Genomic DNA, 15,546 nt, shown 5'->3' with positions numbered 1-15,546 from the left:
TCTTGGGACCGGATGAAACCCTGTATAATCACTACCCTTTTTTGCGCCGCGGCTAACATTTGTGAGTGGCCTGCGTTGAATGTTAGCTTGCGCCAAAAATTGCGCTAAGTCTCACATAAGTCTCATGGAACCAGACGTTAATGGCGTATTGCTGATTGACACTCACGTATTGCGGACTTAACAATGGACTTAACAAGTTCGTAACGTGTGTCCACATTTGAGCTGCGTCGCAACAAACCGGTTGTGAATCAACAGCTTAAGTGCGGGCGAGCGGCTTGAATCCTCGTATCCCAAGCAGGGGCTACATCGATGGCGACTTACAATCTCGACCAGACCGACCTCAAACACGCGATCAACTCCTCGATCGATCACGCGACCCAGCAACAGATTCTTGACTATCTGATCAACGCGGGCATCGGATACACCAGTCCGGATGACGGCACCGCGATCCCGGTGCAGGTGGGCGCCGGCATCAGCAATCCCGACCCGGAAGCCAATGTTCTCATCGAGACCAACCCGAATAACACTGTTAACACTGACGCCAATCTGAAGGCGATCATCGAAGACACCAGCAAGGACGTGACGCTGACGGTGAACGGCAGCACCCCGGTGCTGGTCGCGACCGGCAACGGCAACGATCAGATCTTCCTCAACACGACCGGCGATACGACGGTTCTCGCCGGCAACGGCAACGACACGGTGTTCGGTGGTGCCGGCCACGACTCAATCGACGGCGGCAACGGCAACGACGTGCTGATCGACAACGTCTCCGGTCACAGCACGCTCGATGGCGGGAAGGGCAACGATCTGCTGTTCGGCACCGGTGCCGACACCCTGAACGGTGGCTCCGGCAACGACACGCTCTACGGCGGCAGCTCGTCCGAGCTGAATGGCGGTACCGGCAACGACGTGCTGGTGTCCGGCAGCACCGCTGGCAGTTCCAGCACGTTGGATGGCGGCAAGGGCAACGATGCGTTGTACGGCGGTGCCGGCAATGATCGCCTGTTCGGTGGCGACGGCAACGACACGTTGACCGGCGGTTCGGGCAACCAGGTTCTCGACGGCGGCAAGGGCAATGATGTCCTGATCGGCGGCTCGGGCAACAATCAGCTCTATGGCGGTGCAGGCAACGACGCGCTCTACTCGAACTCGGATGCGTCGCACGGCTCGATCCTGGATGGCGGTGCCGGCAACGACTCGCTGTATGGCGGTGCGGGTGCCGACACGCTGTATGGCGGTGCCGGCAACGACCTGCTGGTCGGCGGCACCGGCACCGTTGCCGAGTACGGCGGCGCCGGCAAGGACGTGCTCTACTCGGGCAGCGATGCGTCGCACGCGACTTCGCTCTACGCTGGTGACGGCAACGACTCGCTCTACGGTGGTGCCGGCAACGACACGCTGTATGGCGGCTCCGGCAGCGACACGCTGGTCGCCGGCTCGGGCAACCAGACGCTGCTCGGCGGCGGCGGCAACGACTCGTTCGTCGGTTCCGCCTCCGGTACGGCCTCGATGGTCGGCGGCTCTGGTCAGGACTACTTCTACCTGTCGAACCTCCACAGCAGCGACACCATTGACGGCGGTGCCGGCAACAAGGACTCGCTGACCTTCCTGGATCACGCCTCGAGCGATGTGACCGGTATCACTGCGGGCAAGGATGGTTCTCTGGACGTCAACTTCAGCAATGGCCAGGTGACGCAGATCAGCAACATCGAATACCTGATCTTCAACGATGGTCACTCGACCAAGCTGTAAGATCCTAGGTCTCCACTAAACAAAGGCGCCGTCTCAACCATGGTTGAGGCGGCGCTTTTCTGCTGGCAGGTGGCGTTCTGATATGTCGTCTGACAATCTAAGGTAGTGTGACGGACTGCTCTCATGTGAGTCATCGAATGACGACGCGCAATCTGGACCAGGCACATCTCAAAGCAGCGATCGACGCCACGATCGATCACGCGACCCGGCAACAGATTCTCGACTATCTGATCAATGCGGGGACCGGGTGCACCAGCCCGGACGACGGCGCCACGATCCCGGTCGAGGTGGGCGCCGGGATCAGCAAGCCCGATCCGGACGCCAATGTTCTGATCGAAACCAGCGCTATCAACAGCGACGTGACGCTGACGGTGAACGGCAGCCCCCCCGTGCTGGTCGCGAGCGGCGCCGGCAACGACTATGTCTCCTTCAACAACAACGGCGATTCGACGGTTCTCACCGGCGCCGGCAACGACCTGCTTCGAGCCGGCAACTGTATGGCGGTAGCGGCGACGACAGGCTCTATTCTGTCAGCGCGAGCGGCACTTCCAGCACGCTGGACGGCGGTGCCTGTCCAACCTCCACAGCAAAGACACCATTGACGGTGGCCCCGGCAACAAGGAATCGCTGACCTTCCTGGATCACGCCTCGACCGACGTGACCAAAATCAGTGCGGGCAAGGACGGCTCTCTGGACATCAACTTCAGCAATGGCCAGGTGGCCCAGATCAGCAACATCGAATACCTGATCTTCAACGATGGTCATTCGACCACGTTGCAATACCCCTGGTCTTCACGAAGTGAGGGGCCGCCTCGACCTCGGTTGGGCGGCGCTTTCGTTGGTATGCGAACACGGCGATCGGAACTTGCCGATCCTTTGGCGTCGGATCGGCAGAGCTCCGTCTCAAGTTCCGTTCCAGTCATTCCGTCAACGGACGTTAGAATGTTATTCCGTCACATTCGGACCACGTAGCTTTTGTAAAGGCGTGTAGCTCGCTTGATCGAACGGTGCTGTGGCCGATGGTTTTCCAGCGGTGCCGGCAACTTTGGTCAAGTCGAGCGATCGCTGCAGAAATCAGCCGCTTAATGCGCGAACCGCGGAGCTCTCCAATTGGCCAAGAAGAAAATGCTGAACGCCGGCGCTGGATCGACCGTTGCCAAACGGATCCAGCCGCTCCTGACGTCGCATGATTGGGAGGAGGTTCGCCTCGATGTCGACGGCAGCGTGAATCCGGATATCGTCGGCTCGATTACCGATCTCGCCAAACTGTGCCGGCCGGCATCGTTTGACGCGATCTGGTGCTCCCATCTGATGGAGCATCTCTATGCCCATGAGATACATCCCACATTCGTCCAGTTCCGCGAGGTTCTCAAGCCGGACGGATTCGCGCTGATCATGTCGCCCGACCTGGAGGCGGTGGCTCAGCACATGCTGACCCAGGGCCTCGGTGCGGTCGCCTATGTCTCGCCGGCCGGTCCGATACGGCCACTTGATATGATCTACGGGCACTCCGGCGCGATCGAGCAGGGACGCCACCACATGGCGCACAAGACCGGGTTTTCGTGCGATCGGATGGGAAACCTGCTGCTGAGCGCCGGGTTTCCGACGGTGTCCGTTCGCAGTGGGAATTTCGAGGTCTGCGCGTTGGCGCTCATGCCGGAGGCCGAGGAGAGGCGGATCCGGCCGCAGCTCGAGGCCTGCGGCTTCGACTTCCGGGAGACGGCGACCGCCGCCCCGTGATTGTCGATGTTAAATCATGTTATAAAGTTCCGTGGTTAAACCAACCCTCGCAAGGGCCGGAACTGGCGTCTGTGCTTGTTGTGACACATATCTTTTCGGAACGATGCGCTGAAAATGCTGCGTTAGCGAACTAACAGTGATAAGTTATATCTCGCTAGGGACCTGATCTTGCGCAGTCGCGAAACCTCGAGGCTTCTATGACCAAACACCTCTCGCTCGTCGGCGCACCTTCGGTGGAGGCGCTGCCGCCCTCGGGTCTCGCCTGTCTCGTCATCGTGGCAAGACAGCATGGTTTGCATCTGACCCCGTCCCAGCTCATCCATGACAATCTGCTGGGCGACCAGGAAGTCACGCTTGCCGAGCTTTTGAAGTGCGCGAATTCCTCGGGCATGACGGCAAAGGCCGTCACGCTGGACTGGAAGGGGCTGAGCCATCTCAAGCGGGCGCTGCCGGCAATCGTTCGCCTGCGCGATGGCAGCCACATGGTATTGCTGCGCCTCGAAGGCGATGAAAACAGCACCCGGGTGGTCTTGCAGGATCCGAACGCGAGCGAGGATGCGCTGCTCGTCATCGATCAACCGCGCTTTGAGGACATCTGGTCGGGCGACGTCGTCATGGCCAAGCGCGATTACGAGATCTCCGACGAGACCCAGCCGTTCAGCTTCGGCTTTGTCACCGCATTGCTGTTCCGCGAGCGGCGGATCCTGCGCGACGTCGCGATCGCGGCGCTGATCCTGGGCTTCATGGGCCTGGCACCGATCATGTTCTGGCGGCTGCTCTCGGACAAGGTCATTTTCTACAAGGCCTACAACACGTTCTACGTGCTGTGTATCGCCATGTTCGTGGTCATCATGTTCGAGGCGGCGTTCACATTCCTGCGGCAGTATCTGGTGCAGCGTTTGACAGCCCGCCTCGACGTCAAGTTGTCGACCTACGTGTTCGAGAAAGTGCTCAATTTGCCGATCGATTACTTCGAACAGAACGCTGTCGGCCTGATTTCGCGGGACATCCGCGAGGTGTTTCGTATTCGCGGCTTCCTCACCGGGCAGTTGTTCGGAACCATTCTCGATTCGACGACGCTGTTCTTCTTCCTGCCCGTCATGTTCTTCTTCAGCCCGATCATGACGCTGATGGTTCTCGGCTTTGCAGGGGTGATCGTAACCTGGCTTGTCCTGATGCTGCCGACCTACCGGAAGAAGTCCTCGGCAACCCTGGCGGCCGAAGGCGCCCAGGGCGCGTTCCTGATCCAGAGCCTGAACGGCATGCGGACCATCAAATCGCTGGCGCTCGACACGCGGCAGCGCCACATGTGGGATGTGCTTGTGGCGCGCGTCGCCAAGGCGCGTCTTGCCGAAGGCTTGACCGGAACCGCTATCCAGACGGTGGTGCGTCCGTTGGAACGACTGGCGGTGAGTGCGCCCTATGCGTTCGGCGTTTACCTCGCAGTGTCGAGCGGCGATCCGGTCTATGTAGGCGCGCTGTTTGCCTTTCTGATGCTGTCGCAACGTGTTGCCGGCCCGCTGATGCAGATGGCTCAGCTCATCAACCAGTATGACGAGGCGCGCACGGCGGTCACCATCGTCGGCAGGCTGGTGAATCAGCCGCCCGAGGAGGGACGTTCCGGCCATGGCGTGCGGGTCCCGCTCAAGGGGCTGGTCGAATTCTCCGGCGTCACGTTCAAGTACAAGGGGGCGGTGTCGCCGGCGCTGAACAACATCTCGTTCGAGATTCCGCTCGGCACCACACTGGGCGTGATGGGCAAGAGCGGCTCGGGCAAGACCACGATCACGCGGCTGTTGCAGCGGCTGCACTCCGACTACGGCGGTCTGATCAAGGTCGACGGCATCGATGTCCGCGAATACGATGTCGACCATCTCCGGCGCAACGTGGGCGTCGTGTTGCAGGAGAACTTCCTGTTCAGCGGCACGATCCGCGAGAACATTTCAGCTGCAAAGCCCGATGCGACCTTCGACGACATTGTCAGGGCGGCGCGTTTGGCCGGCGCCGAGGAGTTCATCGATAAACTGCCGCGCGGCTATGAGACCTATATCTACGAGGGATCCACCAATCTCTCCGGCGGCCAGCGTCAGCGCCTCGCGATAGCGCGAGCGCTGATCGTCAATCCGCCGATCTTGATCCTCGACGAAGCGACCAGCGCGCTCGATGCCGAGAGCGAGACGATCGTGAACGCGAACATTTCGCGGATCGCCCAGGGGCGCACGCTGATCATCATCTCGCACCGGCTGTCGTCGCTCACGAAGGCCGATGCGATCCTCGTGCTCAATCGTGGCGTGGTCAACGATATCGGCCGCCACGAGGAGCTTCTGGAACGAAACGACATCTATAGCTCGCTCTGGTACCAGCAGAATACGCATCTCGTGCCGGCGGGCCGCAACGAGAAGAACTTCAGGAGTCCGACCCTTGTCTCCTAATCAGGCTTCGCTCGCGACCGTTCGCCAGTTTCAGTCCGAAACCGATGCCATCCGCGAGGCGGCCGAGCCGTTGCTGGCTCGCGCGACACTGTTCGTGCTGTCGGCATTCCTGGTCTCCGTCGTGGCGATCATGTGCTTCACGCGCGTCGATCGGGTCATCACAAGCGTGGGCGGCAGGATCGTTCCGGTCGATCAGATCAACGTGCTGCAGGCCCTGGACGCATCGATCATCAAGACGATCGATGTTCGGGAAGGTGAGCAGGTTGAGACGGGTCAGCTGCTCGCGACCCTCGACTCGACCTTCACCGTGGCCGATGTCACGCAGTACAAGCTGCAGATTGCGAGCCTGGATGCACAGGTTGCCCGCGACGAGGCCGAATTGTCCGGAAAGCCGTTGTCCTTCGCCGAAAGCAGCGATCCGGATGTCACCAGGTACAACGCCCTGCAGAAGGCGCTCTACGACCAGCGCGTCGCCCAGTACAACGCGCAGGTGAACAGCTACGACTCCAAGATCAGCCAGACCGAAGCGACGATCCAGAAGTCGAAGAAGGACGACGAGCGCTACAGTCAACGTGCCGAGATCGCCGGCAAGATCGAGGACATGCGCTCGACGCTTGCCGAAAGCGGCAGCGGGTCCAAGCTGAACCTGTATCTGTCTCAGGATAATCGCCTGGAGTTGTTGCGTCAGATCGACAACACGCACAACACTCTGCTGGAAGCGCAACACCAGCTGGAATCGTTGAAAGCCGATCGCAAGGCCTTCACCGAGCAATGGAATGCGCAGCTGAGCCAGGATCTGGTCACGACGCGCAACAGCCTAGACACCGCCCGCTCGAACTATGACAAGGCGATCAAGCATCAGGACCTGGTGCGGTGGACGGCGGCCGAGCCGTCGGTCGTCCTGACCCTCGCCAAGCTCTCGGTCGGATCGGTGCTGAAGCCGGGCGATCCCTTCATTACGCTGATGCCGCTCAAGACCCGGCTCGAGGCGGAGATCCAGATCCTGTCGCGCGATGTCGGCTTCGTCCGGCCGAACGACCCCTGCACGATGAAGGTCGATGCCTTCAACGCGGCGGAGCACGGCACGGCGCAGGGCAAGATTCGCTGGATCAGCGAAGGTGCGTTCACGACCGATGATGACGGAAAGCCGGTCGATGCCTACTACAAGGCGCGATGCTCGGTCGACGAGACCAACTTCAAGGATGTTCCGAAGAACTTCCGCCTCATCCCCGGCATGACCCTGCAGGGCGATGTCAATGTCGGCACCCGTTCGGTGGCGATGTATCTGCTCGGCGGCATGCTGCGCAGTGCAAAAGAAGCAATGCGCGAGCCATGATGGTATCGACGCGATCCCTTCTCGACTTGCTCCGACCCGGTTCGTCCCGTTCAGACTCATCGCAGTTTGAACGGGGACTGGAGGCTTACGAGAACCGGCAATATCTCGAGGCGTTGCGCTTGTGGCGGCTTGCGTCGCGGGCAGGCAACCCGGAGGCGGATTACCGGATCGGGCTGCTCTATGCGAGGAATGAGGGCGTTATCGGCAACATTCCGGACGCGGTGGCGTGGTATGAGCGCGCCGCCCTGAACGGACACACCGACGCGCAATTCCAGCTCGGCCTGATCTACTTCCACGGGTTTCAGGCCGCGCTCGGACCGAACAGGCCCGAGATGTGGCGGCAATCCACCGCAGCGCGGCTGGGTGACAAGGCGACCAACCTCCACGATCTGGTGTTCCCGAACGGAATCGGCGTGCCCAGGGATCTCGACGCCGCCTTCCTCTGGATGTCGGTGGCGGCGGAGGCCGGCAAGGCGGACGCACAGGCGCTCCTGGGCGACATGTACGCCAACGGGCAAGGCTGCACCAAGGATCACGCGGCTGCCCTGCGCTGGTATGAGGCCGCGGCCGAACAGAAGGCGGCAGCCGGCGAATTCGCGCTCGGCGACGTGCATTATCAGGGGCGCGGCGTTCCCGTCGATTTTGCGCAGGCCGCGATCTGGTATCAAAAAGCCGCGGAGCGGGGGCATGTCCGCGCGCAGGTGGCGCTCGCTTTCATGTGCCTCAAGGGCACCGGGCTTCCCGAAAATGTCGAAGAAGCCGCGCGGCTGTTCCAGAGCGCCGCTGCCCATGACGATGCCATAGCGCTCTACAACATCGCGCTGTTGCGGCTGAGCGGCAAAGGGGTGGCCAAGGACCTCGACAAGGCCGAGACCGCGCTGCGCAAGGCGGCGCGGAAGGATTACCTGCCGGCGATCCAGGCGCTGGCCGAGTTCTATGCGCTCGGCACCGCCGCCGAGCCGGATCTGCGCGAGGCGGCGTACTGGTACGAGAAGGCGGCCGAGCGCGGCGACGCGCAGGCGCAGTTCTTTACGGGGCGCTTCTATGCCACCGGCACCGGCGTTCCGCCCAGCATCCGCCAGGCTGCGAAATGGTTCGAACGCGCCGCCGAGAGCGGCCATGCCACCGCAGCCCACAACATCGCGGTGTTCTATCTCAACGGCAACGGCGTGACGCGCGATGTCGCGGCCGCGATCAAGTGGTTCGAGCGCGCGTGCGAGGGAGGCATCAGCGCCGCAGGCGTGCAACTCGGCCGGCTCTACTCGGCGGGCAACGGCGTGCCGCGCGATCAGGTGCGCGCTGCCGAATGGCTCAGCAAGGCGGCCAAGGGCGGCGACGCCGATGCAAAGACGGCCTATGCGGTGTTTCTCATCCAGCAGGAGCCATCCGAAGCGGATCTTGCGCAAGCACGCACGCTGCTCACCGATGCCGCCGAGGTCGGTCATTCCGCCGCGGCATTCCAGTTGGGCGGGCTTCACATGGGAAGGTCCGGTGGCGCCGTCGATCTACCGGCCGCGGCCCAATGGTTCAAGCGCGCGGCGAGTGCCGGCCATGTCGAGGCCCAGCACACATTGGCGTTGCTGTATTCCGATCCCAAGAGCGCCCTCAAGGATCCGCAGGCGGCCGCCGGCTGGATCGTCAAGGCTGCCGAGGGCGGCAGCGCGGCAGCGCAGTTCAAGCTTGCGGTGATGTATTGCACCGGGCAGGGCATCGAGCAGCATCTTGCCCAGGGCGTGAAATGGTACGAGGCCGCGGCGCGTCAGGGCCATACGACCGCGCAATACAACCTTGCCGTGATGCTCGGGCGAGGTCAGGGCCGCGACGCCGATCCGGCAAAGGCGGCCGAGTGGTTCGCGGCAGCTGCGGAGCAGGGCATGGCCGAAGCACAACTCGCCATTGGCGATGCACTGCGTGCCGGCAACGGCGTCGCGCAGGATCGCGATCAGGCGCTGCGCTGGTATCGACAGGCGGCGCAGCAGAACAACGAAGGTGCACTGCGTCGTCTGCAGGCGTTGGGCGAGAGCGTCGGCTGAAATTGTTGGAGGCGGACATCACGTCGCGCGCAAGCAGTGGCAGAGGCGGTGACACAGCTTTGTTTTTGGGCGCGAAGGCGGAAGCGTGCATGTCCGCGTGACAATCTAGGCAGAACTAACAATGGCCTTCATATCGACGATAGAGAGATTGCGTTAATGTGGGTTCACGGAATAAATGCTCATTGCACCTCTGGTTGTGTGAAGATGATCGATAAGAACCGAGAGGTCACGATCCGGAGCGTGTCAGGCAATGTGATCCCGGGATCGAACGTCCGCGTGACCGGGAGAAAAACTGGAGCCGGCGTTAAACGTTGGCAGGAGATCGAGTGGCAATGAACAAGATGGTCGAACGGAGCGTCAGGGATACGAAGGATATGTTGCCCGTTGCCAGTCCGGTTCAGCAGGAAGACCATCCGCAGAGCCTGTTCCTGGATCCCGATATCAGCGATCTCCAGTCAGGATCGCGGTTGCGTGGTGCGATCCTCGAATATTCGGGGCGGGGAATCTCGGGTTGGATTGTCGATGCCCAGTCGCCTGCTTCAACGGTTTCGATAGCGCTCTTTGTCGCTTCCCACTGTGTCGAAGAGGGACGCACCGGCCGATCCATGCCGGCCCGCATCGGTCCGCGGAGCGTGATCGGACGCCCCGGATTCCGTATCGATCTATCCACGCCGGGGGTGCGCCGTCGCTTGGCGCGCGCCCTCCGAAACACGCTCGTGGAGCCGAAGCATGCGCAGATCTATCTGCGCATCAGCCTGAACGATGGCGAATACTACGAGATACCGCTGTTTGAGAACTTTACGCCGAGCGAAGTGGTCGTAGCGCTGGGCTTCTCGATCGACGACTACGATGATCTGCTGTTTCCGAACACCGACAACAGGACAATTGCCGGACCGGCGGACGCTGCGACCAAAGAGGTGCGCTACATTTGCTTCTACCTGCCGCAGTTCCATTCATTTGAAGAAAATGACAGGTGGTGGGGACCGGGGTTCTCCGAGTGGACCAACGTCGCGCGCATGCGTGCCCAGTTTCCGGCTCACGAATCGCCGTGGTTGCCGGCCGATCTTGGATTCTATGACGTCCGTCTGCCCGAAACGCGTCGGCAGCAGGGCGATCTCGCGCGCAAGTACGGCATCGATGGATTTTGCTATTACGTCTACTGGTTTCAGGGGCGACGGCTGCTGGAAAAGCCGCTTCAGCTCCTGCTCGAGGACGGCGAGCCGAACCTGCCATTCTGCATCTGCTGGGCAAACGAGAACTGGTCCCGCCGGTGGGACGGCTCGGATGCCGAGCTCCTGCTGGGACAAAATCACTCGCTCGACGACGATGTCCGCTTCATCGACGACATGGCCGACCTGCTGCTCGATGAGCGCTACATCACCGTCGACGGTCGAAAGATCATCGTCGTCTACAGGCCGTCATTGTTGCCGGACAAGCAGCGTCTGTTCGAGATTTGGCGCGAGCGGGCCAGAGAGCTTGGAATCGGCGAGCTGCTGATCTGCAATGCGATGACCTTCGGAGAGTTCGATCCGCGTGACGTCAATTGTGATGCTGCGATCGAGTTTCCGCCGCACACGGTCTCGACGCGGGAGGTGCCGCCGGCCGACGTCGATGCTCCGCCGACCTTCGCCGGAAAGGTGTACGACTATGTCGATGCGATGCGATCGTCGATCGGCAAGACCTACGATTTCCCGTTCTTTCCTGCCGTGATGCCGCGTTGGGACAATACGCCTCGCAAGGGGGCGCGCGGTCACGTCTTCACCAGGTCCAGTCCGGAGGCGTTCGAGGTCTGGCTTCGCGACGCGACGCTGCGCGCTAGGGGCAACAGCTTCTCCGAGTCGTTGGTGTTCATCAATTCCTGGAACGAGTGGGCGGAGGGTGCTCATCTCGAGCCGGATTCGCGCCACGGACGAGCGTTTCTCGACGTCGTGCGAAGGGTGGCTTCGGCTGAGCCGATTTCGGCGCAGATCCGGAATAGCCCGGATCTGCTCGATTGCCTGAGCAGGCAGGAGCTCGAGTGGGCGGTGAAGGAGGCCTCGACGCATGTCGAAGTGCTGGCAAACCTGCACCGGTCGGGTCTCACTCATTCGGGCGTACAGCGTGTCAGGAACGGCACGCCGGTCGAGGCAGAAGGCGCATCCGATAATCCGGCAGGTTCACTGCTGGTCATCGAGAACATCAATTCTCAGACGGGCGAGCGGGTGATCGTCGATCCGCGCTTCGAGATACTGGTGCGGGGATGGATCTGCGCGGGCATTACGTTCGAAGCAAGCCGGCAACGAACGGGATTCCTGGTGCTGTCGGCGCTTGCGCCGGATAGCGCGATCAACAGCGGGTACTGCCTGATCGTCGATTGGCATGAGCGCGTGGACGTGAAGGAATACATGAAGGCCGAAAGCAAGGACTGCTATTTCGGATTCCAGCTGTCCTTCTCGATTCGAGATCTGCCGGACGGTGAATATCAGCTCGCTGTCCTGGAGGTCGGCGACGGCGCGAGCGCGCTGGTGCGGTCCCGCCATTCGATCATCGTGAGACGTTAAGGTCGCCGCCGATGCTCGCAAGTGTCGTCATCGCGTGCTACAAGCACGAGCAGTATCTCGAGGAATGCCTCGAGACTGTCTATCAGCAGACTTTTGCCGACATCGAGCTCGTCATCGTCGACGACCATTCGCCGGACAAGAGTTTTGAAGTCGCGCAGCGGGTGATCAAGAAGGGGTCATTTGGAAAGCGCTTTGTCTCCTGCAAATTGCTGAAGAACCCGCAAAACCTCGGCGCCCACTACACCTGGAACAGGGCATTGTCGCTGACGAGCGGCGACATGATCTTCCTTTTGAACTCGGACGATGCCTTCTCGAAGGAGCGGGTTCGGCTGTTCGCGGATCAATATGCCAATGAGCGGCTGTTCTTCGGCTTCTCGGCCGTCGAGCCGATCGACGAACACGGCAGGTCGATCAGCAACTACCAGTTTCCCACGCGCCTGCGCTATGCAATCGACCGGGCCCAGATCGCAGGTACGCCGCTGTCATGGACATTCCTGGATTCCCAGATTGCCGTGTCGACCGGAAACTTCGTCTTCAGCCGTGAACTGCTGCGGCAGGTGGGCTGGCTCGCCGACCTCAAATACTGTCACGACTGGGACTTCGCCCTGCGCGCCGTCACCAAGGTCGAGCCGACCTATCTCGAGTCCGACCGCTATCTGTATCGACTTCACTCGACCAACAGCTTCCGAAGTCTGAGCAAGGTGGCGGAGAGCGAGACGAAGGCCTGCATGGAGTCGTATTGCCTGAATGCAATCTCGTCGCGGCCGCAAAACAAGACCTGCCTCAGCCCGTCGAATTTCGGCGATTCGTTCTATGACTTCGTGAAGCTGCACCCGAACTTCAATTATTGGGTCAAGCAGATCTACGCGCCCTATCACCCGGAACATCGGACGGTGGAGTCGAACGATCGGACCAGGCCGCTTCGTTGGCGCTGATCAGGGACGGAAAGCCGGCCTCGTCCGTTCCGATGCAATCGGAACGGAGCCCTGATTGAGCGTGCGGCGCGGCTTCACGCAAGCCGCGACACACGTCTCTAAAACCGACCTAGCAAAGGTTTTTCGACGCCGTCTTTGCGGTCGCCTTGAGAACTTCGCGCAGCGCTTCCAGGCGATCGGTTTGGCAGGGCACGGTGGGGACCAGCCAGCCGCCTTCGTCATTTTCGTTCCAGGCATAGATCAGCACCGCGGGGGCCCGGCGGTCGGGCGCACGGCTGTTCACCCAGCTGATCGATTGCGCCAGATGGCCGGCCAATTCCTTCTTCGTCGGCGCGGCATAGAAATTGGTGACGCCATCGCCCGGACGTTGCGACTTTTCCCAAGGCACGGGACGTTCGATGCGCGGGCGCCTGTCCCATCCGGTCATCACCGTGGGTACGACCGGGACTTGGCTCGCGGCCAGATCGTTCCAGCCCTTCTCCGCATACTTCGCAAGATCTGCAAAGCTTCCTCGGCCGTTGCCGGTTGTGATCGCATATGACCCGACCGCGTCGGCGCCCAGATTGGCGGCCTCCTGGCTCAGGAATTTCGTGTCTCCCGCCAGCACGATGTAAGGATCGGCAAGCCCGGCTCCGTTGGCGTCGGATTTGAACTTGCCGAGCTGGGTGCGGAGACCTTGCACGCCTCCCCAGCTTCTCTGCACGTCCACACCCTTGATGAAGCCCAGGAAGTACAGCGGCCGATCATTCTCCACCCTCAGATAGTTCTTGTCCGCCATGAGGCCGATGTGCTCCTGGGGCAGCGAGGATAGCTTGGCTGCCGATCCCCATCGCCCGAGCTCGGTGAACATGCAGTATCTCAGTTCGGCTGCCTTTGGCCGGGCTCTGAATGCGTACAGGGCTTTCGACATCGGGTGGTTTGCGCCGTAGGCGGCAAACGCCCAATAGTGCAGTCCTGCAAAGATGGCCTGGTCGATCTCCTTGTCCATCTCGGCCTCGATCGAAGCCGAAAAATCGAGCGCGTTGGGATCGCGGTTCATTTGCGTTCCGAAGAAGGGCGTTCGCCAACGATATTTTTCGGGACCGAGCGATTGCTTCATGGCTTCCGTCGGCTGCGAGCCCGGCGAATACCAGGCGTCCCATCGGATCGCTCCGACCAGCGGCCGGGAGGGTGCCGCGGCCGCAGCAGGATGGCTGGAACCGACGCTGAGCGAGCCGGGCAGGAGGCTTGCGGATAACGATGTCAAAAACATCCGTCTCGTAAGCGCGAACGGCTTACGGACTGCTGCATTCTCATTGTTCATTGGCGATCTCCGATCGTTCCCGTCCGGTGCGACGGTTTCGTGCAAATGACAGCGAGCCCTCTGCTTCTATTGTATTGATTTCCCTCGAAATAACCTTACAACAGTTAAATGTGAGTGCTACGTGTTATAGCCTTATTCTTGTAGGATAAGTGCGCTAATAGGGAAAGCGTGGTGCGAACCAATGGCAATTGCTTGTTGATCTCGTGGGGAGCGGCTCAGGTTGGACATGGAAATTCCTGCATTGTCTAGTTTCAGCTCAGGCGTGAATCTCGATACGCTTCCAGCAAGTGAGATCGAGACAAGGCTTCGAGATTTCTTCTCCGGGCGGATCGCAAATCCGAAGCCCGACGACCTTATCCAATCGGTCGAGCAGTTGGAGCAGCAATACGGCCACTACAAGGAATTCCAGTTTGCAAAGGCGGCGGCGCTTGTGCAGGCATGTGATTTCGCCGGAGCCCGTGCAATCCTTCTCGACCTCGTCAGGCAGCTGCCGTCCGACTCGCGGGTGTTGCATCGCCTTGCGATCGCGGATCTCAACATGGGATCAGCGCAGGAAGCGCAGGACGTTTATCTCTCCGCGCTCGCCGCGGCCCCGAAAAGCGAAAATCTGCGGCGCGAGTTTGCCGGCCTGCTGCGCGTGATGGAGGCGAAGAAGCTCTATGTCGGGGTCGATCGGAAGAAGCATGGCCTGGCCGTCGTGTGCGCCATCAAGAACGAGGGCGACGACCTGCTGGAATGGCTACACTTTCACAGACTGGTCGGAGTGGATCACTTCTATCTTTACGACAACGGCAGTACCGACAACACGCGCGCCGTGATCGAATCCTTCCCGTGGCCTGAAATGATCACCTATCATTTCGTGGAGGGGGAATTTGGCCAGATGCGCGCGTTCTCTCATGCGATCGACAGCTATCGCAATTGCTCGGAATGGTGCGCCTTCATCGATGCGGATGAGTACCTGTTTCCGACCCAGGCCGGCAACATCAAGGACGTCCTGGCGGAGGTTGGATCAGCGCCGGCGGTGGCGGTGCATTGGTTGAACTTCGGATCGAACGGTCACGACGCGAAGCCGGCCGGCTTGTGCATCGAATCGTTCACGCGTCGCGCTCCGGACGACTTCCCGGATCATTTCATCATGAAGTCGATCATTCGGCCGGACACCATCGTGTCGTACCTGCATCCCCATCAATCGCTTGTTCTGGGCTGCTACGTCCAGGAGGACGGCACGCCCGTTTTCCCGATCGGCGGTCGCTGTACGGCTCCCAAGCGGGACAAGCTCGTCATCAATCACTACTACACGAAGTCACGGCAGCAATTGCTGAAGAAGCGTGAGCGCGGCAGGCCGTTGGCCGACGGGGATCCTGAGAAGATCCGCGCGATGGAGTTCTTCACGTTGCGGGATCGCAACGATATCGAAGACGCGACGATCCAGCGGTTTGTTCCGGAGCTGAAGAAACTGGTTCAGGCCTGAATCC

The 15,546-nt window shown here is 60.9% G+C and carries 10 protein-coding genes; 9 read left to right on the top strand and 1 reads right to left on the bottom strand.

The window, feature by feature from the left end; genetic code table 11:
* Nucleotides 1-309 precede the first annotated feature (309 nt).
* From HAP47_RS27970 to HAP47_RS27935, 8 genes are all read left to right on the top strand, one after another.
* Entirely contained in the window at nucleotides 310-1,752 is a 1,443-nt protein-coding gene (locus HAP47_RS27970; RefSeq protein ID WP_173641830.1) for a calcium-binding protein, read from the top strand.
* 137 nt (nucleotides 1,753-1,889) lie between these two features.
* The gene (locus HAP47_RS27965) at nucleotides 1,890-2,354 is read left to right on the top strand and encodes a hypothetical protein (protein ID WP_173641831.1); all 465 of its coding nucleotides are present in this window, start codon (nucleotides 1,890-1,892) and stop codon (nucleotides 2,352-2,354) included.
* Between the two features lie 523 nt (nucleotides 2,355-2,877).
* The gene (locus HAP47_RS27960; RefSeq protein WP_173643081.1) at nucleotides 2,878-3,492 is read left to right on the top strand and encodes a class I SAM-dependent methyltransferase; all 615 of its coding nucleotides are present in this window, start codon (nucleotides 2,878-2,880) and stop codon (nucleotides 3,490-3,492) included.
* Nucleotides 3,493-3,689: 197 nt separating this feature from the next.
* Nucleotides 3,690-5,924 carry a peptidase domain-containing ABC transporter gene (locus tag HAP47_RS27955; protein ID WP_173641832.1) on the top strand — a complete coding sequence of 745 codons (2,235 nt, stop codon included), beginning with the start codon at nucleotides 3,690-3,692 and terminating at the stop codon, nucleotides 5,922-5,924.
* Nucleotides 5,914-7,260 (top strand): HlyD family type I secretion periplasmic adaptor subunit, encoded by a 1,347-nt coding sequence (locus HAP47_RS27950; protein ID WP_173641833.1) that lies wholly within the window; start codon nucleotides 5,914-5,916, stop codon nucleotides 7,258-7,260. Before HAP47_RS27955 ends, HAP47_RS27950 begins: the two co-directional genes overlap by 11 nt.
* Nucleotides 7,260-9,293: a tetratricopeptide repeat protein gene (locus tag HAP47_RS27945; protein WP_173643082.1), complete on the top strand. Its 2,034-nt coding sequence runs from the start codon at nucleotides 7,260-7,262 to the stop codon at nucleotides 9,291-9,293. The genes HAP47_RS27950 and HAP47_RS27945 overlap by 1 nt, the downstream gene beginning before the upstream one ends.
* Before the next feature lie 332 nt (nucleotides 9,294-9,625).
* Nucleotides 9,626-11,833, top strand: a complete 2,208-nt coding sequence (locus HAP47_RS27940) for a glycosyltransferase WbsX family protein (protein WP_173641834.1) — start codon at nucleotides 9,626-9,628, stop codon at nucleotides 11,831-11,833.
* An 11-nt stretch (nucleotides 11,834-11,844) separates the two neighbouring features.
* The gene (locus tag HAP47_RS27935) at nucleotides 11,845-12,768 is read left to right on the top strand and encodes a glycosyltransferase family 2 protein (protein WP_173641835.1); all 924 of its coding nucleotides are present in this window, start codon (nucleotides 11,845-11,847) and stop codon (nucleotides 12,766-12,768) included.
* A 109-nt stretch (nucleotides 12,769-12,877) separates the two neighbouring features.
* Here HAP47_RS27935 and HAP47_RS27930 read toward each other — a convergent pair whose 3' ends face one another.
* Nucleotides 12,878-14,116 carry a hypothetical protein gene (locus tag HAP47_RS27930; protein ID WP_231168431.1) on the bottom strand — a complete coding sequence of 413 codons (1,239 nt, stop codon included), beginning with the start codon at nucleotides 14,114-14,116 and terminating at the stop codon, nucleotides 12,878-12,880.
* Between the two features lie 196 nt (nucleotides 14,117-14,312).
* Here HAP47_RS27930 and HAP47_RS27925 point away from each other — a divergent pair, with 196 nt between their 5' ends.
* Nucleotides 14,313-15,542: a glycosyltransferase family 92 protein gene (locus HAP47_RS27925; RefSeq protein WP_231168430.1), complete on the top strand. Its 1,230-nt coding sequence runs from the start codon at nucleotides 14,313-14,315 to the stop codon at nucleotides 15,540-15,542.
* Nucleotides 15,543-15,546 lie beyond the last annotated feature (4 nt).

The sequence above is a fragment of the Bradyrhizobium sp. 41S5 genome, from assembly GCF_011516665.3.
Classification (GTDB): domain Bacteria; phylum Pseudomonadota; class Alphaproteobacteria; order Rhizobiales; family Xanthobacteraceae; genus Bradyrhizobium; species Bradyrhizobium quebecense.
The sequence above is the reverse complement of the archived record's forward strand: the minus strand, read 5'-3'. Positions and strand labels throughout refer to the sequence as shown.

Bases quoted from the DNA above. Each gene is read 5' to 3' on its own strand.
- HAP47_RS27970 (WP_173641830.1), top strand. From the start codon at position 310: ATGGCGACTTACAATCTCGACCAGACCGACCTCAAACACGCGATCAAC.
- HAP47_RS27965 (WP_173641831.1), top strand. From the start codon at position 1,890: ATGACGACGCGCAATCTGGACCAGGCACATCTCAAAGCAGCGATCGAC.
- HAP47_RS27960 (WP_173643081.1), top strand. From the start codon at position 2,878: ATGCTGAACGCCGGCGCTGGATCGACCGTTGCCAAACGGATCCAGCCG.
- HAP47_RS27955 (WP_173641832.1), top strand. From the start codon at position 3,690: ATGACCAAACACCTCTCGCTCGTCGGCGCACCTTCGGTGGAGGCGCTG.
- HAP47_RS27945 (WP_173643082.1), top strand. From the start codon at position 7,260: ATGGTATCGACGCGATCCCTTCTCGACTTGCTCCGACCCGGTTCGTCC.
- HAP47_RS27940 (WP_173641834.1), top strand. From the start codon at position 9,626: ATGAACAAGATGGTCGAACGGAGCGTCAGGGATACGAAGGATATGTTG.
- HAP47_RS27935 (WP_173641835.1), top strand. From the start codon at position 11,845: ATGCTCGCAAGTGTCGTCATCGCGTGCTACAAGCACGAGCAGTATCTC.